This is a genomic window from Thermogemmatispora aurantia (genome assembly GCF_008974285.1).
GTDB classification, from domain to species: Bacteria; Chloroflexota; Ktedonobacteria; order Ktedonobacterales; family Ktedonobacteraceae; genus Thermogemmatispora; species Thermogemmatispora aurantia.
In genome coordinates, this window is sequence record NZ_BKZV01000003.1 from 42,494 (window position 1) to 63,756 (window position 21,263).

The window sequence follows — 21,263 nt, forward strand, 5'->3', positions numbered from 1 at the left end:
GGCCTTTGGGAGGAAGGCAGCTATGAAAGACGATACCAGAGCAGTATCCCAGAGGTGGAGAAGTGCCATGCGCTGGCCAGCGCTTGCCCAGATGCAGGCTGGGAGGACAATCCCGGGCGGCAGAAAGTGGGCCTAGCTATGGATGAGCTGCCGTTTGAAGTCTTCGAGCACACGGCAGACGTCGGGTTGCAGGTCTATGGGCGGACTCTGCCAGAACTCTTCATCCATGCAGCAGAGGGGATGGAGAGCCTGATGGTGCCTCTGGAGCAGGTCGAGCCCAGAATCAGTCGGGAGGTGGAGGTTGAGGGGGACGATCTGGTCTCGCTGCTGATTGCCTGGCTAAGCCGTCTGATCTTCCTGTTCGATACCGAGTTCTTGCTCTTTCGCCAGTTCGAGATAGAGCGCTTCTCCGAGACCCAGCTGAAGATGAAGGCGCGTGCGGGCGGCGAGCCCTATGATGAGCAACGCCACGAGCTGAGCAGTGCCATCAAGGCGGTCACCAGACATCAGGCCGAGGTTGTCTCCACCGCTAACGGCTATCGGGCACGCATCATCTTCGACATCTAGCCCTCGGCCCTGCTCGCCGGAAGCACTACCGCGTCTCTGTGTGCGCCTGTCGCTCTTCTGCTTCACTCACCCAGGCCCTGCCATCTCCCCAGCTATCCAGATGCTCGCAGGAGGGAGAGAGTGCCTTGCTGTTCACTGCCGCTGATCCTTGGCCCTCCTGTCAGATGACTCCGTGCCGTGCTTGGGACTCGAGCGGCCCAATGGCGTCGTCTTCCATTAAAGGTTGTCGACCAGAGAAGAACGGACTGTGGCGCGCTACCCCCACCGCTGGTTGGTTGACAGTAACAGCGCAAGCAGCCTACGATTCTCCTTTGAAGTAAAGTTGAGGAAAGCACAAGAAGAGCAAGGAGGGATTCACGATGAGCGATAGCGGGGCAAAGGTTCCTCTCCAGCGGATTGACGCCTATCGCTGGCGCATCCCCCAGAGCTACCAGCCGGAGATGCGCGTGCCGGGCATTGTCTATGCCGATGACGTTCTCATCGAACAGATTCGCCAGGACAACTCGCTGCAGCAGGTAGCCAATGTTGCCACGCTGCCGGGCATTGTCGGCTACTCGCTGGCCATGCCTGATATCCATTGGGGCTATGGCTTCCCTGTCGGGGGCGTCGCTGCCACCCATGTGGACGATGGCGTCATCTCCCCGGGAGGGATCGGCTTCGATATCAACTGTGGGGTACGTCTGCTGGCTACGGATCTACGCTATCAGGAAGTGAAAGGGAAAGCCGATCGTCTGGCCGATGAACTCTTCCAGCACCTACCCTCGGGTGTGGGCGGCAAGGGCATGCGCAGCCTGAGCGAAAAAGAGCTGCGGGAGGTCATGGTGCGTGGGGCGGCCTGGGCCGTTGAGCAGGGCTATGGCTTTCCGGAAGACCTGGAAGTCACCGAGGAAGGAGGCTGTTTGGCAGGAGCCAATCCTGAAGCCGTCTCAACGACGGCCATCCAGCGTGGCGTCAACCAGCTCGGGAGCCTGGGCGCCGGTAACCACTTCTGCGAGGTCCAGGTCGTCGATTACATCTACGACGAAGAGGCGGCGCGAGCACTTGGCCTCTACTACAAGGACCAGGTCGTCACGACCATTCACTGCGGGTCTCGGGGATTTGGGCATCAGATTGCCGAGGATTACATTCGCGTCGCCGAGACCAAGCAGAAAGACTTTGGCTTCAGGCTTGTCGATCGACAGCTGGCCTGTCTGCCGCTGCGCTCGGATCTGGGCAAATCCTATCTGGGGGCTATGGCCTGCGGGGCAAACTTTGCCTGGGCCAACCGCCAGTTGCTCATGCACGGCGTGCGCCAGGCTTTTTCCAGAGTCTTCGGGCGCCAGGCGCGGCCTGCGGAGATGCCACTGGTCTACGATGTCTGTCATAATATCGCCAAGATTGAAGAGTACCGCATCGACGGAGAGCTGCAGCGCGTCTGCGTCCATCGCAAAGGGGCCACGCGCGCCTTTCCTGCCGGGCATCCCGCTGTTCCTGAGAAGTATCGCGCGGTGGGCCAGCCGGTGCTGATCCCGGGCGACATGGGACGCTACTCGTTCGTCCTCGTCGGTGCCCCTGGCTCAATGGAGCAGAGCTTTGGGACAACCTGCCACGGCGCCGGACGCCAGCGCAGCCGGACGGCGGCCAAGAAAGCTATCAGCAGCAAAGACCTAATGGCTCAGTTGGAGGCGAAAGGCATCGCGGTGCGGGTGCACAGCAAGGGCCTGCTGGCTGAAGAGGCGCCTTTGGCTTATAAGGATGCCGAGCAGGTGGTGCGCGTCGTCCACAACGCCGGCCTGGCCAGGCTCGTTGTTCGACTACGCCCGATCATCGTCGTCAAGGGCTAAGCTGCCTGGCCTGATCAAAGGCGTCTGCCGGTGCTGCTGCCAGATAGAAGGGCGGGCTGCCAACCAGCCAGGCTATTAACCCGATCTGGCTGGTTGGCAGCTGGGAGGCCGGACAGCCTTTCATCCAGGGCTGTTCTCTGGGCTGTCTATCCTCCTATCGCCAGAGGAGTGCAGACAAGACAAAAGGTCGAACGACTTCCCCGGACCGCTCCGCTCAGACGCGCTGCTGAAGCAGGGCAGCCGCCTCCAGCACCTCTAGCCCGGCCTCATTAAGCGTTACCTCACCAATATAATGGCCCATACGCGCTACATGTCGCGTTTCCAGGAACTCCTGCGGCCCCAGGCCCGTGAGACGCTCCACTTCCTTCCACTGTTCCGGCTGAAGACGGATCTTCCGCTCCTTGACATAGAGCGTTCCGACCTGGCGCATGGCCTCAAGCAGGCGCACAATGCGTGGCGTAACGGGATGAGCCAGCTTTGTCGCTCCGGCCACCGCTCGCGCTAGCAGCTGGCCCGCCTCTGTGCGCACAATCTGTCCGTCTGCCAGGCGGTCAATCAGCCCGTGTGCCTCCAGCTTATCCAGAGCCCAGGCCAGACGTTCCCCCTCTAGAGATGCCTGATACTCCGAGACGAATGGCCCTGGCTCCGTCTCTGGCAGGTTAGCCAGCACCTCTGCCTCCACTCGCGTCAGCATGGGCTGGCGCGGGCAATGCTCAGCCAACCAGGAGTAGAGCCGGCCCGCTCGGGTCACGCCTCCTCCACTACCGACGAGGCCCTCCTCACGCGCTCGCTCCACCCAGGAAGTTGCCAGCCCTGTCCAGCGCGTCACAGCCATGCTCACGGCTTTGACCGCCGTTGAGGAGATAGCGCGTATCTGCTCCTGCTGCTGCTCCTCGACCACACGCTGGCCATAGGGGGTCAGCCGATAGAGCGTCCGCTCGCCATCACTCTCGGTCCGCACCAGTGCCAGGGCCTCTAGACTGGCCACCAGCTCCTCCAGGTCCCACAGCGAATCAAACCACTCATCGCGGCTACGTAATTCCCCCAGCAGCTCCACAGCACGTCGCTTCAGGGCCGAGCGCTCCTCCAGACGCCGGCCATAACGTCCGACGATCTCCCGATAGCGTTCGGCCAACTGCTCTACAAGCGTTTTGCGCAGACGCTCCAGATCAGGAGGGGGGCCGCCATTCTCCTGACGAGCTGCGAGCTGGTGGAGCGTCAGCAAGACCTCGACTTCGGCCTCTGTGAGGGCGAAAGTCCGCACCGAGACGGGCCGCTCGCTCTGCAGGAGCGCGTAAGCACGCAGAGCTGCCTCACCGGCAGGCGTGAGATGGCCATCCAGCCCCATAAAACCCAGTGCCTGAAGCTGCTCTCTCTGGTCAGCTGTGAGAGCCTCGCTGCCGCGATCTACCAGGAGGGCCAGCAGCTTGAGAGTAGGCTCGTCGAGGACGACGGCCCCAAGCGTATAGCCTCCCTTGCGCAGCGCCTCATAGACAGCCTCACCCAGCGCCGTCAGGGCATAGAATCGTCCATCAGGCAGTGACCAGGTGATCAGCTCCATGGCCTCTAGCAGATCAATGAAGTCTCCCGATAGGCCGGGAGCCGGGCGCCCACTGTAGCCCGGAATCATCCGCTGAATGGCATTGGCCAGCTCTCCATCGATCTCCAAACGGGGCCGGTGGCGCCGCGCGAAGTCTAGCCAGGCCCGCCCGTGCCGATTCAAGCGCTGCACCACACTCTTATGGAGCGGATCAGTCGCTTCCTCGGTCAGGCCACGGGCCTGCAACAAGCCCGCGGTCGCTGGCCCCACTCTTCCACCAGCGTGTTCGGCAGCCTGCAGCGCTGCCAGAATATCCGACCCCAAGAAGCGCCAGTTTTGCTCTCCGTTCTCGTACTCGCCCGCTAGAAGATGCTGTCCGCGCTCATCGAGTCTGAGGCTGCCCGCCTGCCAGTCGCGGCGCATCTCCTCCAGCAACTGGAGAGCCTCTCGTCCGGCATAGGTCAGACGATAGGAGCGTGGCAGCTCCAGGGCCGCCAGCCCCTGTAACTCCAAGGCTCGATAGGTCAAGGCACGGCGATCATCCTCTGCCAGCTCATAGGCAGCCTGGCCGGCCTCTTCACTGCTTGCTAACTCCCGTAAGGCTGCTACATGAGCTCCCGTCAAGAGCATAACAACCAACCTCCTTCCTGGCTCCGTTCCTACTCGGCCACAAAAAAACAGCGCACGTACTATCGCCTGGTGAGTAAGCAGCGGATCAAGGTTCGTGTCTCAAATCGCTACACGAGCCTGCTCTTCTTCTCTCCTCCCGGGAGCGGAACCGCCGACATTGGGCAGGCCAGAACGAGACGGGCTTTTCCAGTGTACGGTTTCTGCTCTCCTCAGTCAAGGTCATCATAACGTATCATAATTCAGACTATCTCATTCTGTAGTTAAGAGAACGGGGAGAGCACTTCTTTGCCCTGCTCCTTCACCTGATGAGCTAATTGAGACACTTGACAAAGAGCGCCAACTTGTCTATAGATTCCCTTGAGAGAGAAAATGACTGTCATCGTCTGATCAGGTTCCGAGAACTTGCGCCCGAGCGCCGAGAGGAGAGGCGCTCACGTTCTTTAGTTCGTTGGCTTCGAGCGCCGCCGGCCTCCGCTCTTCCTTCGTCCGTCCACGTATTCGTTTTCGGTCCACCATAGTTGCAAGAGTGAGAGGAGCTTTTTGTGCGTCAGGCAGGCCAGTTACCAGTGGTGTCTCTCTAGCGAATGTCAGACTTGCTGGTGACTGCGGTCTGTCGGAGGAGGCGACGATGCTCGAACAGAAGCAAAGCACCACGTCAGGCAGGCAGCCAAGGACTCAACGTCCCAGCAGCAATCACCCAGCCAATAAAGGCGCTCCCAGCCCCAATGGAGAGCAGCGACCGGGGTCATCTTCTCAGCAGAATCAGCCTCAGCCCCGTCTTGGCTTCTGGCTACGGCTCCTGCTGATCATGGTACTCATCAACCTGGTCTTCTACGGCCCGTTTTTCTTCAACCTGACGGGCTGGGGGCAGACAACTACCATCGAGCTGCCCTATAGCGCCTTCATTCAGCAGGTTCAGCGAGACAACGTTGCCAGTGTAACCATTAAGAGCGACAATAGTGTCACCGGGACGCTCAAGTCGCCCATCGAGCAGCGGCAGCCAGATGGCCAAACGATCTCAGCCACCCACTTCTCGACATACATCCCCGCGCCTGGCGATCCTAATCTGCTGCCTCTCCTGGAGCAGAAGGGAGTCGAGGTGAGCGCTGAACCTGTGCAGCCGTCCTGGTGGCAGACGGCGCTCTCCTGGTTCATCAATTTGTTGCCGGTCCTGCTGCTCCTCTACTTTGCCTTCATGAGCTGGCGAGGCATGCGCCAGCTCCAAGACATGCAAGGTGGAGGACTCTTCGGTTTCGGTCGCAGCCGGGCCAAGCTCTATACCGAAGAGCGACCGACGACCACTTTCGCCGATGTGGCTGGTGTCGAGGAGGCCAAGGCTGAGCTGCGCGAGGTTATCGACTTCCTGCGCGATCCTCAGCGTTTCCTGCAAATCGGCGCTCATATTCCCAAGGGAGTCCTGCTCGTTGGCCCGCCTGGCACGGGCAAGACACTACTCGCCCGCGCCGTGGCTGGCGAGGCTGGCGTCCCCTTCTTCAGCTGCAGCGCGACTGACTTTGTAGAACTGTTCGTTGGCGTCGGGGCCAGTCGTGTACGCGATCTGTTTGCCCAGGCTCGTAAGCAGGCTCCATGTATCATCTTCATCGATGAGATCGACGCCATTGGACGCGCTCGCAGTGGAGCCGGTACCCTGGCCAGCAATGATGAGCGCGAGCATACGCTCGAGCAGCTCCTGGTCGAAATGGACGGCTTTGAGCCGCACGAGGCCATTGTCGTGCTGGCTGCAACCAACCGTCCGGATGTGCTTGATCCAGCTCTGCTTCGCCCCGGTCGCTTTGATCGCCAGGTGGTTGTCGATCGCCCGGAGCGGCGCGGACGCGAGGCCATTCTGCGCATCCATACGCGCCAGGTGCCTCTGGCCTCCGATGTCGATCTAGAGGAGCTGGCCCGCAGTACGCCCGGCTTCTCGGGGGCTGATCTAGCCAATCTTGTGAACGAGGCCGCCCTGGCGGCGGCACGCAAGGGCAAGTCCCAGGTTGATCGCGAGGACTTCCAGGAAGCCCTCGACAAGCTGTTGCTTGGCGGCAAGCGCGAGGCCCTGATGGACGAGCGCGAGCGGCGCACGGTCGCCTACCACGAGGCAGGCCACGCCCTGGTGGCCGCCGTTCTGCCGGATGTTGATCCACTCTACAAGGTGACGATTGTCCCACGCGGGCGCGCTCTAGGCGTCACTCAGTTCTTACCCGAAGATGATCGCCATAACTATCCACGCTCCTACCTGCTGCAACGCCTGGCGGTGGCCTTGGGTGGGCGCACCGCCGAGGAAGTAGCCCTCGGTGAAATTACGTCGGGGGCCGAGAACGATCTCAAAGAGGCCACACGCCTTGCTCGCCGCATGGTCACCGAGTGGGGCATGGGTGAGAGCACGGGCCTGGTGGCCTACGACTTGGAGCAGGGCAATGGCTTCCTCGAAGGGACCTTGCCGGGCGAACACCAGCGTCTCTATGCTGAAGCAACAGCTCAACGCGTCGATGCTGAGGTGGAGCGCATTGTTGAGCAGGCCCATCAGCAAGCCCGTGCCGTCTTGACTGAGCATCGCGCTGCCCTTGATCGCCTGGCAGAGGCCCTGCTCCGCGAGGAGGTCCTGGAGCGCGCGCAGGTGCTTCAGATCATCCGTGAGGCTACTGCCCCGGGGACTGCCTCGGCGGTCGAGGTCAAGGCTGGAAACTCAGCCCCGAGCCGCGCGCCTCTGCTCGAATAGAGGAACCTAGCCGGCGGCCCGCTTACCACTCTCTACTGGGGCTGAGGCACAACCCTTACGCGAGGCTGGCTTCGTCCGTTGTTGTCGTCGTTGTTGAAAGGGAGGTGAACCGTTTATGCGGAAGCACGTCAATACCATTCTGGCAACGGCAGAGCCATCGGGCCAATTGGAAGCACTGGAGCGACTGATGCGCCAGGCTCAAGAGCTGGATATTCAGGCAGTGGCCATACTGGGTAACCTGGCAGCGCGTAGCCTCAGCCCACGCGACTACGGTCGCTTCTTCTCGCTGCTAGCCCAGAGCCGCTTGCCCACATTCTACGTTCCAGGGCCAGAGGATGGGCCGTTGGCCCTCTACCTGCAGGAGGCAGCCCAGATCGAGGTTATCTATCCCTACCTGCATGGCGTCCACGGGACCTTCGCCCTGGCCCCGGGCTACGTGGTCTTCACCGGCATGGGGGGGGCCGTTACAGATGACCCTCAGCAGGCTCGCGAGGAACAGGAGAGCCTGCGCTATCCGGCCTGGGAGGTGGTCTATCGCCTGAAGTTCCTCTCTGAGCTGAAGGATTATGAGAAGGTTTTCCTGTTCCATACCCCGCCCTACCATAAGGGCTTCCATGAATCTGGCAGTCCAACCCTGGCTGAGCTGATCAAGAGCTATAGCCCGCGCCTGGTCCTGGTCAGCGGCCCCGAACGCAAGCGTGAGCTGCTTGGCACTTCCGCCGTTGTAGCTCCCGGCTCGCTCGCCAGAGGCGAGTACAGCATCATCGATTTACAACATCAGACCGTCGAGGGGCGAACACTGTAATAGAGGAAAAGAAGGTAAAAAATGCATTGAGTGATTTGTAGCCTGACCGGCGCCGGCCTGCCCCGATTGCCGCCGGTCAGGCGTCTCTCCCAGCAGAGGGTGAATACTCACCTTTCTCTCGCGTCATCTGACCCTGCCAGGGACCAGAATGTGGCCAACGCAACGTAACGGCGCGTAAAAGCTTGCACCATTGATTGGACCGCATTGAAAGGAGGTTACAGCATGGCGCTGACACGAGGCTTCGATCCTTTCGCGGAGATGCTCAGCTTGCGCGATGCCATGAATCGCCTGCTGGAGCAAAGCTTCGTGCGACCAAGCTCAGCCCTCCTCGGCAGTGGCTCGCGCATGATTCCTCTAGATGTGCTGGAGACAGAGCAGGGCTATCGCATTACCGCTCTGCTGCCGGGGGTCAAACCTGAAGATATTGAACTGCTTGCTCACGAGCATAGCCTGACCCTCAAAGCCAAATACCATGGAGGTGAGGAAGGCGAGGGCCAGCAGCAAGGCACCTGGTTGCTGCGCGAAATCGGCAGTGGCTCCGTCGAGCGCACCCTGGCCTTTGATCGCCCCATCGATGCCAACAAAATCGAGGCACGCTATGAAAACGGGCGCCTCACCATCTCGGTTCCCTTAAGCGAAGGCAGTCGCCCGCGCCGCATCAGTGTCCGGGCGGCTACACCTGTCTCTGCCGGTGTCACTCCCTGATCCCTTCCCTGGCATCTGGCTGGCCTGGCAGGTACCCTCAAGATGTGCCTGGGACCTACGAAGGGGGCAGAGGGGCGAGAGCCGGGGAGAGAGCGGCACCACGACCTGGTGGCGTCTCCTCAGCGGCTCCCCTCTGCTGCTCTCAAGGCCCCAGCATCGACCGCCAGTTGCGGCTCACAGCGCCGACGCAGGTCCAACAGATTGAACAGGTAGCCAAGGGTCAACAGCAGAAAGAGCAGGTTGCGCAGCTCGACCACAGGAAGAAAGCCAGGCACGCGCCAGACCTGGGTGGCATCCTGAACGCGGGTATAGAGGAAGGGATAGATAAGTGAAGTCAGCAGAGCGATCAGCCCGAACCACAACAACCAGCGCCGCCGCGTTGCCGTCAGATAGGCCACCAGCGGCATCAACCACATCAGATACTGTGGGCTGAACACTTTACCTGTCGCCACGAAGACCAACAGTGCCGCTAGCGCCGCCTCGGAGAAAGCCAGCCGCCCGCGTGCACTTTGCCAGAGCACCAGCCCGTAGCCGGCCAGCAGCGCCAGCGTACTGCCGAGAGAAACGGCTGGGACCAGAGGACTCAGCAGGTTAATCGAGCCATAGGTGTAGACCACGTGCACTGTCTGTCCCGCCAACGTCGCCAGCCAGATCACCAGTGTACCACTGGACTCAATCTGCACGGGGCGCTGGGCGAAATAAGCGAGCTGACTGGCCACTGCTCCCTGAAAGTCCAGGAGGGCGAAGGCCCCTGTCGTTCCGACCACCAGCGCAAGGCAGAGCAGCAGATTCCGCCACTGCCAGCGCCGCAGGTACGAGAGAGCTTGTGCCATCCACCCCACGATTCCCGCAGCAGTTCTGGCCCCATCCCGCTCAGCGGTGACCCTTGCCGCTTTTCCTGCCTGCTGCTCCGCGAAGAAGAGCGGAGGCAACAGCAGGAGCGGATAGATCTTCAACAGAATAGCCAGAGCCAGAGCGCAATAAGCCGCTGTCCAATGACGGCGCTCTGCTGCCAACACGCAGAGCAAGGTTAAGGCCGCTGGTACAAGGTCAAAGCGCAACAGAGCCAGGCCCCACTCGCCGAGGAACAAGTAGAACGTGAAGGCGAGCGCCGCCCCACGTGGGCCCCAGCGCAGCAAGAGCCAGTAGATCAACAGCGCTGCCAGTGCCATCAGCAGCCCGAAGAGCAGGGGATAGTAAGCGGAGGGCACGAGCAGACCGGGAGTGAAGAGGACAAGCGTCAGCGGCGGGTACTCAATGGGCAGCATATGCAAAGGTGGCAGCCTCTCCACCTGGGCAGGCAAAAACGAGCAATCGATCTGAGGCGCCAGCGCTCGGGCCTGTCCTCCGAACCAGAAAGCCAGCGCGTAGCACTCGTAGCGCGTCACATCAGAAGTTGACCAGACCATCTGCCAGGAAGAGAGCGCCAGCATGACCAACAGTGCCAGCGCCAGAGGCAGAAAGGAGAGCGCTCCCCCGGCGGGATCAGCCAGACGCTCTAACCCGCGTCTGATCCCCAGAGCAACGGAAGAGAGAGCGGAGCCGGGAGTCTTCGTAGCGGGGAGACCTCCCGAACTGCTGCGCACATTTGACATACCTTTCTCACCAGGACTACAATTCGGAACAGCGTAAGATAAGAGAGGAACCGCCCTGCAGGGCGGCTTGTTTCCTCTCTTAGATGGTGGCCTACTGCCTTGCCTGCCTTATCCTATCGGGAGGGGAGCGAGGTGCTCAGCGCGGGGCACGCCCACTGCCCTATCGCATTAGCCCCGACGCTGCTAGCGCAGATCGATCCTGCTCGTGCACTCCATGCGCCCAGCGTAAGACTGAAGCGGGCCGAATCCAGGGCGAGAAGGCCCCCTCTGGGAAAGGCAGCTCGCACCAAGGATAGAGCAATAGCTCTGGTCTGTCAAGCAGCCTGGGGACGGGCATGCTGCCCGCTCATAGCCCCAGCCGCCACCAGATCCAGAGGCCAGACAGTATTGCACTGCTTGTGAGAGGAGGACCCAATTCACATGGCTGAGTCCGCCCGTTCCTACACAAAAACTCTCAAGATCGGCGATGTCGCGCCCGACTTTACCCTCAAAAGCCATGTCCGTGAGGACTGGCATCTCGCAGACTTCCGCGGCAAGAAGAACGTTGTTCTTGCCTTTGTACCCTTTGCCTTCAGCCGTGTCTGCTCAGCACAGCTGCCCTCCTATGAGCGCGAACTGGAGCGCTTCCGAAGCGCCGACACCGAGGTTGTTGCTATCAGCATGGACAGTGTCTATACGCTGGACGCCTGGTCACAGGCGATGCGCACCTCCTTCCCACTGCTGTCCGACTTCTATCCCCAGGGAGCTGTCGTCGATCTCTATGGGCTGCGCCATCCCGCAGGGATGTCGGAGCGCGCCGTCATCGTGATCGATAAGGAGGGCATCATCCGTCATATCGAGGTGACCGCTAGCCCTTCCGATCTGCCAGACAACCAGCAGCTCTTCGAAGTCCTGCACGCGCTCCAGGCCCAGACTCACTAGCTCACCAGGAGCCTCCCTTCTCCAACCAATCAATTAGCCAATCGGACGGCCAGCCTCTGCCGGCATCCGTGAGAGGCCCTGGCCGGCTGGTTGGCTGGAAAAGAAGCCAACGTACCTACCAGGCACTCCGCTCTCCTCTCTGTTCCGCCCAAGGGTAACCAGTCAGACGGAGCACATTGACGCGGTGAGAAATTTGCGCTATCATCTCGTATAGCAATAAGCAATACCCCAGACCAGTTAGCGGTAAGCACAGCCGAAGCGAGCACAGCGCCGGTCAGGACCACTCAGGCCCAGACTCGGAGAGGAGCGGAAGAGAGAGGCAGAGGCAGGAGAAACTGCAAGGTTGAGCAAGAGTAAGGGGACTCAAGGGGAAGAGGCGGAGAAGGAGGGGCTGTGACCGGCGATCTCCCGCCGGGCTAAGTGCAGGCCTCGCTGGGTGGAACTGGCCTGGGGGCCTGGGATCGGCAGCAGGACAGAGCTGCAGCGCCCCGCTGCAGCCTTCGACCGCAAAGGACAGAAGCTATGGACATGCGCCACCATCGACGAGCGTCAAATGGCGTGCGATCCCTGGTGCTCGGGCTTGTCTCCCTGAGTATGGCTCTACTGGCTATAGCCGGGGCCGGAATAGCCTGCCTGGGCGCTCCACCCGCATGGGCCGCCTCCCCACACGTTGATGTGGCCAATCTCGACAGCGACATCAACCCGGGCGCGGTGCGTTTCCTCCAGCAGGCCATTGCCACTGCGACCAGCGATGGAGCACAAGCGCTTGTCATCGTCATCGACACGCCTGGCGGTGACCTGGACTCCATGAAACAAATCACCCAGGCCGAGCTGGCTAGTGCAGTTCCTATCATCACTTACGTCTATCCGCCTGGCGCGCGAGCCGCCTCTGCCGGAGCATTTGTGGCATTATCTGCACCTATAGCTGCAATGGCTCCAACTACACGTATTGGTGCATCCAGTCCCGTGAGCAGCACTGGCAGTGACCTCGATGCTACGCTACTCAAGAAGATCGAGAATGACCTTGTAGCGCAGATCACCGGCACGCAGAATCGCTACGGGCGCAACGCCACCCTGGCTGCAAAAATGGTCACCGAGGCCGCTTCTTACGATGATCAGACCGCTGTGCATGAGCACATCGTTGACCTCGGCGCCCGTTCGCTCTCCGAGCTTCTCCACAGTGTTGACGGACGCAGCGTTACCCTGGTCTCCGGGCGCAGTGTGGTGTTGCATACCACGGGAGTAGCCCTCACGACCTTCAACCCAGGGCTGTTTGAGGCGCTCTATAGCTTTCTTCTCGACCCCAACGTTGTCTTTCTCCTCTTCATTGTCGCCCTGATCGGCCTCTACCTTGAGATCTCCCATCCCGGGGCCATCGTGCCGGGCGTCGTTGGCGGCATTGCGCTCATCCTCTTCCTTCTGGGGGCCGGGTCACTCTCGCCCAACTGGACTGGCCTGCTGCTTATGGGCCTAGCCCTGGTCTTGCTAGTCCTGGATGTCCGCCTTCCTTCGCATGGTGTGCTGACCGCGGGCGCAGTCATCTCACTTATTATCGGCTCCTTGCTCTTTTTCAACAGCGATCAGGTGGAGCATGGACCAGGTGTCGCCCCTTGGATCGTCTACCTCATGGCGGCGGTTGTTGGTTCGCTCAGCCTGGCCCTGGTCAGCGTCGTTGTCCGGGCCCAGCGCCAGCGTCGACCCTCGGGAATCGAGAGTATGATCGGGACCCGCGCAGTCACGCTCACGCCGCTGACGCCCAGTGGCAGAGTGAATTACAGTGGTGAGAACTGGGCAGCCAGTCTGGTTGAACCCTATACTTTCCTCGATGAAGGCTGTGAGGTCACCATTGTGGCTGTCGAGGGTCTCCGTCTCTATGTCCGACCAAACCAGCCGCCGGCCCCACCCGCCGATGGCACACCGACAGTCCCACCCTCAGAAAAGGAGGATTCCCAATGGGAAACTCTCTCGCTATAAGCGCCATTGTAGTCATTGTCCTCATCGTCGTGCTCATCCTGCTTTCTGGCCTGCGCGTCATCCAGCAGTATGAGCGTGGCGTCCTCTTCGTTCTTGGCAACCTGCGCGGCACACGTGGCCCTGGCCTATGCTGGATTCCGCCCGTGATTGCACGCCTGCTAAAAGTCGACCTGCGCATTGTCACCCTGACTGTGCCGCCGCAGGAGGTCATCACCCGAGACAATGTGACCGTCAAGGTGACCGCGGTCGTCTACTTCTACGTGGTCAATCCCGAGGCCGCCATTGTCAACGTCATGAACTACCTGCAGGCCACGACACAGATTGGCCAGACTACCTTGCGCAATGTCTTGGGGCAGTCAGAGCTGGATGAGCTGCTTGCGCAACGCAACAAGATTAATCGCGAGCTGCAGGCCATCATTGACGAGTTCACAGAGCGTTGGGGCGTGAAAGTGACTGCGGTAGAGATCAAAGACGTAGAACTGCCAGCCACCATGCAGCGGGCTATGGCCAAGCAGGCGGAGGCTGAGCGCGAGAAACGCGCCAAGATCATTCATGCTGAAGGCGAGCTACAAGCGGCCACCCAGCTGTCCCAGGCGGCTAATATCATCGCCTCGGAGCCGGGGGCCCTGCAGCTGCGCTATCTGCAGACGTTGACTGAGATCGCCGTAGAGAAAAACTCGACCATCATTTTCCCGCTGCCGCTTGATCTCATCGAGCCACTTCTCAAGACGCTGCATGCGGCCCGTGAAGGCCGGGCTGCGCCGGTTCCCCAGGATGGCCCGCGCCCTGCTCCTGCCTCACCTTACCCCCAGGGCTGAGCAAGCGGCTGCCTGAATAGACTGACAGCTGGCGGCAGGTGAAGAGAAGAGGCCACGGCCCACAACCCCGGCGAAGGCGAACAGGAGTCCCTGGCCTCTTCCTTCCCTGTGCCGCTCTATTTGCTGTGCAACAGCTAGCTGACCAGGCCCCACGTAGCGACCTGCTGTCAGCTTCTATTAGCTATGATTGCCGCAGCTCTGCTCGCTTGCTTTGAAGATACTCTGAACACACCCGATAGGTTTCTTCGGAGATCAGACCCCGCGACATATAGTGATTGAGCATCACATCGAGCTTGAGGATGCTGATCAGATTATAACCATGCTGACGAAGACGCTCCGTAGCTCCATGCTCGCGGTCGATCAGCACAATAACATCCTTGACCTTCAGGCCGTGCTCTTCGAGCAGGGCAGCTGTCTCCAGCACGCTGCCGCCGCGCGTGATCAGATCATCAATAATCAGTGCCGTATCTCCCGGTGTGTAGCGGCCCTCGATCCCTCGCTGGCCGGTCCCCTCTGGTCGGATACGGGCGTAAATCAGCGGCGTATTCGTCTCTAAGGAATAGGCCGTTGCCAGAAGCAGCCCGCCCACCGGCACGCCGGCAACCACGTTGAAGGGGTGGACTCGCGGACGCCGGAGCGACTGGGCAAGGCTGATCTCCTGCTGCATCAGCTTGCTGGCCACGCGCAGCGCCAGTGGATTGCTGATCAGCACCTTGGGATTGACGAAGACTGGGGAACTGACTGCCGACTCGCTGACCGTGAAGTTCCCAAACTGGACTCCGTTCAGATCGAATAGGGCCTGGGCTAGCCAGAGGTTGTCAAGAGACTGCTCTTTGACCACGTGACATCCTTCCTTGCGACGAAGAGTTGAGTGGTAGGAGGATAAAATAGGTCTCTCGCTTGAGCACAGTATACCATACCACCAAAGCAAGAAGGCAGAGGAGCAAGGACCCCCATCAGGGAAGAAAGCCTTCTGCCTCTCGTCTCTCAGCGTTAATGAAAAAACTGTCATGCTACTGACATAATTCGATCCATACCTCCTCCCATTCCATGAAGAAATATTCATCTTACCAGGTGTGCCGTTCATGCAGTGTTCATGACATCGAGCTATACTCTTTGACGTAGATGGTTGCCCGTGCCTTATACAAGCACATGCATCTTTGGATATGGCGGGGGATCAGTGGCAAGGGGTGAGGCTGGGAGATAGGGGGAGGAGGCAGGAAGGGACGGGTTGGTAGGGAGGTCAATGGAGAGATTGCAGGAGGATGGCTGATGGGGTCGAGGGGACGAGCATTCGCTGTATAAGGCAAACAGTCGATGACGAAGAGTGGATGGTAGAGGGGCGAAAGGGACGACAGAGCGGAATCACCGGCACCGAGGAAACGAGAACGGGCTTGCAGAAACCAACCGCTGTTTGGGCTTATCCCAAGTAGGGACGTGTTGGAGGATGGGGTGGTAAGGGAGCGAGGTGAGGGTAGGTGGCATCGCTCACGGGCAATCTTCTCTTCACCGTGCGGCTGACTGGACGCTTCTCTGGTCGGTCCTCTCTGGGCAGTGCGCAGAGAAAAGACCGTCGAGCATCTAGTCAGCCGCTCTGTCTTAAGCCCGGTAGGGGCTACCGCTCTCTCTGGAGACCCGATCTTCCGGCTGGACGGGACGGGGGCCAGGTCTCCGGGGAATCCGGGAGTGCTTGCAGCAGAATGGCTTTTATGATACCCTGTCTCTGCCTGCTGATCCGGGTGAGATGCGACGCGGGCCTTCGGGCGAGGAGAGGGCGGCGCGTCTGCTTACCTGGCGAGCGTGCGACCTCGCCGGCGGGCGCGGGCGGCCCAGCCCCGCGACAGAGGTGGCCGAAGCACGGCTGGTCCACACCCGTACTCACTCACTCTCACTCAAAAGCGACTGCACTGCTCTATGCCACTGATTAGCGTCAACGGTCTCGGGAAAGTCTATGGTGCGGAGTATCTCTTTGCCGATGTCACCTTCCAGATCAACGAACGCGATCGTCTTGGACTGGTTGGTCCCAATGGGGCCGGTAAGTCAACATTGCTGAAGCTCCTGGCCGGCTGCGAGGAACCCGATGAGGGCACCATCCTGATCGCGCGCGGGACCCGCATCGGCTACCTCTCCCAGACGCTCGACCTGCAACCGCAGCGCACTCTCCGCGAGGAGCTGCTGGCGGTCTTCGACTACCTGCGCTCCTGGGAGCAAGAGCTGCAGACGCTCGCCGTTGCTATTGCCAGCGCCAGTGAGCGTGGAGACACCCGGCAGCGTGAGCAGCTGTTGCAGCGCTACGCCGAACTCCAGCTGCGCTTTGAACATGCCGGTGGCTATACCTATGAGCAGCGTGTGCAGCAGGTGCTCGATGGCCTGGGATTCAGTCGCGAGCTGCACGACATGCCCATTGCCCAGCTCAGCGGTGGTCAGCAGCGGCGGGCAGCCCTGGCTCGTCTTCTCCTTCAAGAACCCGACGTGCTCCTACTGGATGAGCCGACCAACCATCTTGATCTGGAAGCGCTGGAGTGGCTGGAGGACTACCTGCAGGAGTGGAAAGGGGCGTTGGTCGTCGTCGAGCACGACCGCTACTTTCTCGACAAGATTGTCGCTCGCATTCTGGAGCTGGCCTTCGGGCGGGTCGAGGAGTACCCTGGCAACTATAGCAAATATCTGCAGCTGCGTGCCGAGCGCTTTGAGCGCCGCCTGCAGGAATACGAAGAGCAGCAGGAATTCATCCAGCGAACCGAGGAATTTATTCGCCGCTACAAAGCCGGTCAGCGCAGCCGGCAGGCTCGGGGACGTGAGAAGCTGCTCAGCCGCCTGGAACGTCTCAACCGTCCCCAGCAACTTCAAGAGCTGCGCTTCGAGCTGAAGCCCTCGGTGGAAAGCGGGCGTGTCGTTCTCTCCACGCACGGCCTGGTCGTCGGCTATCGCCAGCCTGGTCATGAACCCCGTCCGCTGGTGCATATGCCCGACCTGGAGATCATCCGCGGCGAGCGCATTGGTCTGCTCGGTCCCAATGGCGCCGGTAAGACCTCGCTACTGCGTACCTTGATTGGCCAGCTGCCGCCGCTGCGTGGCAGAGTGGTCCTTGGCCACAATGTCCGTGTCGGCTATTACTCGCAAACCCATGAGGGTCTCGATCCCACGCGCACGGTCCTCGATGAGATTCGTGACGCCGCGGCCCTGAGCGAAGAAAGTGCCCGTGCCCTGCTAGCGCGTTTCCTCTTCGAGGGCGATGATGTCTTTAAGACTCTCGGGAGCCTGAGCGGTGGCGAGCGCAGCCGTGTGGTGTTGGCCAAGCTGACCCTGCAGGGACCCAATTTTCTGGTCCTTGACGAGCCTACTAATCACCTTGATCTGCCCTCTCGTCAGTTCCTGGAGGAGGTACTGGCTACCTTCAGTGGAACTTTGCTCTTTGTTTCTCACGATCGCTACTTCATTGATCGCCTGGCGAGCAAGGTCTGGGTGATTGTTGAGGGCACGCTGCGCGCCTATGAGGGTAATTACAGCGACTATCGCCTGCATCTCCAGCGTGAACGCGGGCGCTTGCTGGCAGGAGAAGGCCAGGAGGAAAACGCTGGCACTGCCTCTCGGTCTCGGCAAGCGGCCAGGCCGGAGACAATGCTCACGGAGGTCGGGATAGACCATGCTGGTGGGGGGCGACATCCCGGACGTGAACGGCGCAGCCGCCGGGTAGGGCAACCGCGCCCGCGCAGCCTAGCCGAGGTTGAGCAGGCGATCGAACAGCGCGAGCAGCGCGCCCGCACCCTGGAAGAAGCCCTCAATGAAGCCGCAGGCAGAGGAGATGTGGCCGAACTCCAGCGACTGACCAGTGACTACGAGGCAACCAGAGCAGAGCTAGAGCAGCTCCTCGCCGAGTGGGAGCAGCTGGCGGCGAGCCAGGAGCAGACGGAGGCCCCCCGCTAGGGAACAGAACGGACGGCGGCCCTGTTCTGTTGACCTGCCTTAGCGACGGCGCGCGCCGCGCAGCCAGCCGCTCAGCAATCCAAGAAGGGCCAACAGGAACGGCAAGATGGCTACCAGGCCGAACCAGAGCAAGGCAAATTGGATAGCCGTAAAGCCCCGCGGATTGGCCTCAACCAGGGCCGCCAGGCGCGCCCGTCCGCTTTGGGTTAAGAATAGATAGGCAGGCAAAGCTGTGGCCAGCAGGCTCACCAAAGGGATAGGGAGAAAGCGCCAGAAGCCGTCGAAGTAGCAGCCAGAGAGCGCATTGGCACAGAGCAAAGCCAGCCCCAGGCCCTCGATGGTCAGGGGTAAAACCCCGGGTGCTCCTGGATGTTTGATAGCCAGCCAGGCCCCGAGCAATCCCAGCCCCAAACCGGCCACCTGCAGCGCCAGACTTATCAGCAAGGCCCGTCCCCGCCGACGTGGGCCTCGACCACTACCGACAGAGGCGCCTGCCGTTGCGCTAGCTCCCGCGGAAGACGAAGCCGCGCTGGGGCTGGCGCCGGGGAGGGGTGCGCCAGTCGGCGCTGCCGGCGTCTGGGCGACCGCCATCTTGACCAGAATCGCCGACTTGATCGTCTGCGTCTCCGCGTTGTGTGGATCAAGGGACAGCGAGCGTTCTACTGCCCGGAGCGCCTCCTCAAACTGTCCCAGGTTTGCCAGGAGGGCGGCGCGCATGCTCCAGGCCAGGGCGTTGCTCGGCTCCTGACCTAGCACTTGCTCGACCACCTGCATGGCCTCAGCAAAGCGGCCTGCTGTACCGAGTAGCTGGCCTTTAAGCAGGAGCGCCTCGGTATTGGTTGGCATAAGCTGTAGTGCCTGCTCCAAATGGCCGAGGGCTTCAGCGGGTTTTTGTTGCTGGAGCAGAGCGCGCGCCTGCTGAAGCAAAAGAGCGGCTTGCTGCTCCGTCCTCGGCATCGCCATCGCTGAGGACGGCTGCAGAGGAGAGAGCTGAGCGATGCCGGCGGGCGTCTGGGTCGGCTGTACCACCTGGCCCATCTGATAAGCGGCCTGCAGGACCGGTCCCGGGCCTCCTGGCCTCTGGAAGAGGCCGGGTTGACCGGTTTCTCCCCCGGCTCCCGCGCCGGCCCTGGCCATAGCTGTCGCCGGCGCCCCAGTCTCCTCTTCGCCTACCAGGACCACTGGCCCCAGACCCTGGCCGAAGAGCTGCGGACGCTGCTGCTCCCCGAGACTCTGCTGCAGGTAGAGAGCAAGACGCTGAAAAATAATTTGCCCGTTTGTGGGATCAGCTGCTCCCCCGCACAGTCCGAGCAGCAGACGATGGGCCAGCATGCCCACATTTTGCTCTCCCTGCTCCGGGGCGAACTCGTTCCCGCGACAGGAGCAGAGTAGAAAACGGTTAGGTAGCTGCTGCAGTGCTGTCAGGAACATAGGGCCGGGCAGGGGCTTGCAATCGAACGGCGAAGCTCGCCGCTGTCCCCAGAAGCGTCCTGTCTGGAAGCAGTCGAGGACACAGATAATGGCCCGTGCCGGGCTGCGCCCGAGCAGCTGCAGCAGGGTTGTGGCTAGCTGCAGACCGCTGGCGGGTTGCTGATAGAACGTATCTGCCAGCGCGAGGTAACCTTCAGCCCGCCCTTCATCGAGGAAAGCATGCCCGGCGAAGTAGAGGAAGAGCGTATCATCGGGACCTGCAGCCTGCAGGCAGAGCTGCGCGAGCCACTGCTCGATAGACTGCCGCGTGGCTTGCGCCCCAAGCAGAAGTTGCACATCAGAGGAACTCCAGCGTCCTCCCCGGCTATTCACCAGCCAGTGCGCAATGGCCCTGGCATCTGTCTCGGCGTAGCGAAGTGGTCGAAAACTGCTATCCTGGTACTGATTAATGCCGATCAGAAGGCCCAGGCGTCTGCCCATGCACGCTCCTTACTGCGATAGCAAAGATTGCGGAGTTATTGTACGATAAAATTCGCCAGCCTGGAAAGAAATGGTGTACGTCGGTACTTTTGGCAGGGTGAAAGCAAGGGCTGGGCCGGGCGGGGCGATGAGAGGCCAGGCCAGGGCGGGAGGTTGACCAGCTCTCTCGCCGTCGAACTGCAAACAACCTGGCAGACGCCTGCTTGCCCCGATTATCTTGTTGTGAGAGGAGCATTGTTCACCGATGCCTCGTGTCATTGGCCTGACAGGCAATATCGCCTGCGGAAAAACAACCGTGGGCAAGATGTTGTTGGAACTGGGAGCAGAGCGCTACATCGATGCTGACGCCCTGGTCCACTCGCTCTACGAGCCGGGCCAGCCGATTACAGCCAGGGTTGCTCAAGTTTTTGGTCCCTCCGTTTTGACCCCGGAGGGGCGAGTTGATCGTCAAGCCCTTGGCCAGATCGTCTTCCGTGATCCCGAGGCGCTGCGCCGGCTAGAAGCCCTTGTCCATCCCGCGGTGGGGGCAGCCATTCTGGAGGAGCTGAGCCGGGTCAGCCCTTCCGGCATCGCAGTGATCGACGCCGTCAAGCTGCTGGAAGGCGGGCAGGCCGCTCTCTGCCAGAGCAAATGGCTGGTGATTTGTTCGCCCGAGCAGGAACTCCGTCGCCTGATAGAGCGCAGTCATCTCAACGAGCAGGAGGCTCTGGCACGCCTGCGCGCTCAACCTTCGGTCGAGCAGCGTCTTCCGCTAGTCGATGAGGTAATCGATAACAGTGGCTCTCTGGAGGAGACCCGTCAGCAGGTTGCCAGAGCCTTCGCTCGCTTCTGTCAGCGCTTTCCCCCTTCCTGAGCACGCGCTCGCTGAGAAGCGAGGAAATAGAGCCGGCCTTCTTGGCCGGCCCACCCTCTGGCCAGTCAGTCTGCGTCCCTGGTCCCGGGTCTTCCGCTGCTACCTTGCCTGGCGATCCTACCCGGCCAGGCAACAACGGCCACCTTTGATCGGAACCCTGCAATGTGGGCTGCCTGGCGCATAGCCAGGAACCGCCCTGCCCTCCCAGGGTCTGCGCGCCTTGTCTCGCCTAGAATTCCTTATGCTGGTTCTCTAGCTTTCGGTGAAGCTCTTCGATGCGCTCGATCACTTCATCGAGGGTCCGAAGCCCCAGCTCTTCCATGTCATCGCGAATAGTCTCCAGAATTTCTAGCATTTCAAGGTCGTCGTACTCTTCAGGATCAAACTCTTCCTCTTCGAGATCATCAGTCATGGTTGTACTCCCTTCTGAGATTGCGGCTCTGGCTGAGCCGGCGGCAGCTGAGCCACTTGCCCA

General features: G+C 60.9%; 15 protein-coding genes. 10 read left to right on the forward strand and 5 right to left on the reverse strand.

The genetic code is table 11. The features are described from left to right. Positions 1 to 138: 138 nt before the first annotated feature. Complete coding sequence (locus KTAU_RS09960) at positions 139 to 567, forward strand: archease (protein WP_151728250.1); 429 nt, start codon at positions 139 to 141, stop codon at positions 565 to 567. A gap of 359 nt (positions 568 to 926) precedes the next feature. Next, a complete protein-coding gene (locus KTAU_RS09965) occupies positions 927 to 2,390 on the forward strand; it encodes an RtcB family protein (protein WP_151728251.1) in 1,464 nt (487 codons plus the stop codon). Between the two features lie 214 nt (positions 2,391 to 2,604). Here the strand turns inward: KTAU_RS09965 and KTAU_RS09970 are convergent, their stop codons facing one another. After that, a complete protein-coding gene (locus KTAU_RS09970) occupies positions 2,605 to 4,560 on the reverse strand; it encodes a DUF505 domain-containing protein (protein ID WP_151728252.1) in 1,956 nt (651 codons plus the stop codon). A 628-nt stretch (positions 4,561 to 5,188) separates the two neighbouring features. On the opposite strand from KTAU_RS09970, the gene ftsH reads away from it, so the two are divergent. The 3 genes from ftsH to KTAU_RS09985 all read left to right on the forward strand — a co-directional run bounded on the left by ftsH (position 5,189) and on the right by KTAU_RS09985 (position 8,789). Continuing rightward, a complete protein-coding gene (gene ftsH, locus KTAU_RS09975) occupies positions 5,189 to 7,279 on the forward strand; it encodes an ATP-dependent zinc metalloprotease FtsH (RefSeq protein ID WP_151728253.1) in 2,091 nt (696 codons plus the stop codon). 115 nt (positions 7,280 to 7,394) lie between these two features. After that, positions 7,395 to 8,084: a metallophosphoesterase gene (locus KTAU_RS09980; RefSeq protein ID WP_151728254.1), complete on the forward strand. Its 690-nt coding sequence runs from the start codon at positions 7,395 to 7,397 to the stop codon at positions 8,082 to 8,084. A 222-nt stretch (positions 8,085 to 8,306) separates the two neighbouring features. After that, complete coding sequence (locus KTAU_RS09985) at positions 8,307 to 8,789, forward strand: Hsp20/alpha crystallin family protein (protein ID WP_151728255.1); 483 nt, start codon at positions 8,307 to 8,309, stop codon at positions 8,787 to 8,789. A 119-nt stretch (positions 8,790 to 8,908) separates the two neighbouring features. Here KTAU_RS09985 and KTAU_RS09990 read toward each other — a convergent pair whose 3' ends face one another. Continuing rightward, positions 8,909 to 10,384 carry a glycosyltransferase family protein gene (locus KTAU_RS09990; protein WP_151728256.1) on the reverse strand — a complete coding sequence of 492 codons (1,476 nt, stop codon included), beginning with the start codon at positions 10,382 to 10,384 and terminating at the stop codon, positions 8,909 to 8,911. 420 nt (positions 10,385 to 10,804) lie between these two features. Between KTAU_RS09990 and KTAU_RS09995 the strand changes: the two genes are divergently transcribed. The 3 genes from KTAU_RS09995 (at position 10,805) to KTAU_RS10005 (ending at position 14,097) form a co-directional block, all read left to right on the forward strand. Beyond that, on the forward strand, positions 10,805 to 11,305 hold the full coding sequence (locus KTAU_RS09995; RefSeq protein ID WP_151728257.1) for a redoxin domain-containing protein: 501 nt from the start codon (positions 10,805 to 10,807) through the stop codon (positions 11,303 to 11,305). A 522-nt stretch (positions 11,306 to 11,827) separates the two neighbouring features. Further along, entirely contained in the window at positions 11,828 to 13,279 is a 1,452-nt protein-coding gene (locus KTAU_RS10000) for an NfeD family protein (protein WP_151728258.1), read from the forward strand. Further along, on the forward strand, positions 13,258 to 14,097 hold the full coding sequence (locus KTAU_RS10005; RefSeq protein WP_151728259.1) for a slipin family protein: 840 nt from the start codon (positions 13,258 to 13,260) through the stop codon (positions 14,095 to 14,097). Before KTAU_RS10000 ends, KTAU_RS10005 begins: the two co-directional genes overlap by 22 nt. A gap of 181 nt (positions 14,098 to 14,278) precedes the next feature. On the opposite strand, the gene KTAU_RS10010 is transcribed toward KTAU_RS10005, so the two are convergent. Next, the gene (locus KTAU_RS10010; RefSeq protein WP_052889045.1) at positions 14,279 to 14,938 is read right to left on the reverse strand and encodes an orotate phosphoribosyltransferase; all 660 of its coding nucleotides are present in this window, start codon (positions 14,936 to 14,938) and stop codon (positions 14,279 to 14,281) included. 1,073 nt (positions 14,939 to 16,011) lie between these two features. On the opposite strand from KTAU_RS10010, the gene KTAU_RS10015 reads away from it, so the two are divergent. Then, positions 16,012 to 18,024, forward strand: coding sequence for an ABC-F family ATP-binding cassette domain-containing protein (locus KTAU_RS10015; protein WP_151728261.1), 2,013 nt, complete (start codon positions 16,012 to 16,014; stop codon positions 18,022 to 18,024). A gap of 39 nt (positions 18,025 to 18,063) precedes the next feature. Here the strand turns inward: KTAU_RS10015 and KTAU_RS10020 are convergent, their stop codons facing one another. Further along, positions 18,064 to 19,935: a caspase family protein gene (locus KTAU_RS10020; RefSeq protein WP_151728262.1), complete on the reverse strand. Its 1,872-nt coding sequence runs from the start codon at positions 19,933 to 19,935 to the stop codon at positions 18,064 to 18,066. Positions 19,936 to 20,179: 244 nt separating this feature from the next. Between KTAU_RS10020 and coaE the strand changes: the two genes are divergently transcribed. Next, positions 20,180 to 20,788 (forward strand): dephospho-CoA kinase, encoded by a 609-nt coding sequence (coaE, locus tag KTAU_RS10025; RefSeq protein ID WP_151728263.1) that lies wholly within the window; start codon positions 20,180 to 20,182, stop codon positions 20,786 to 20,788. A gap of 229 nt (positions 20,789 to 21,017) precedes the next feature. On the opposite strand, the gene KTAU_RS10030 is transcribed toward coaE, so the two are convergent. Beyond that, positions 21,018 to 21,200 carry a hypothetical protein gene (locus KTAU_RS10030; protein ID WP_151728264.1) on the reverse strand — a complete coding sequence of 61 codons (183 nt, stop codon included), beginning with the start codon at positions 21,198 to 21,200 and terminating at the stop codon, positions 21,018 to 21,020. Positions 21,201 to 21,263: the final 63 nt, after the last annotated feature.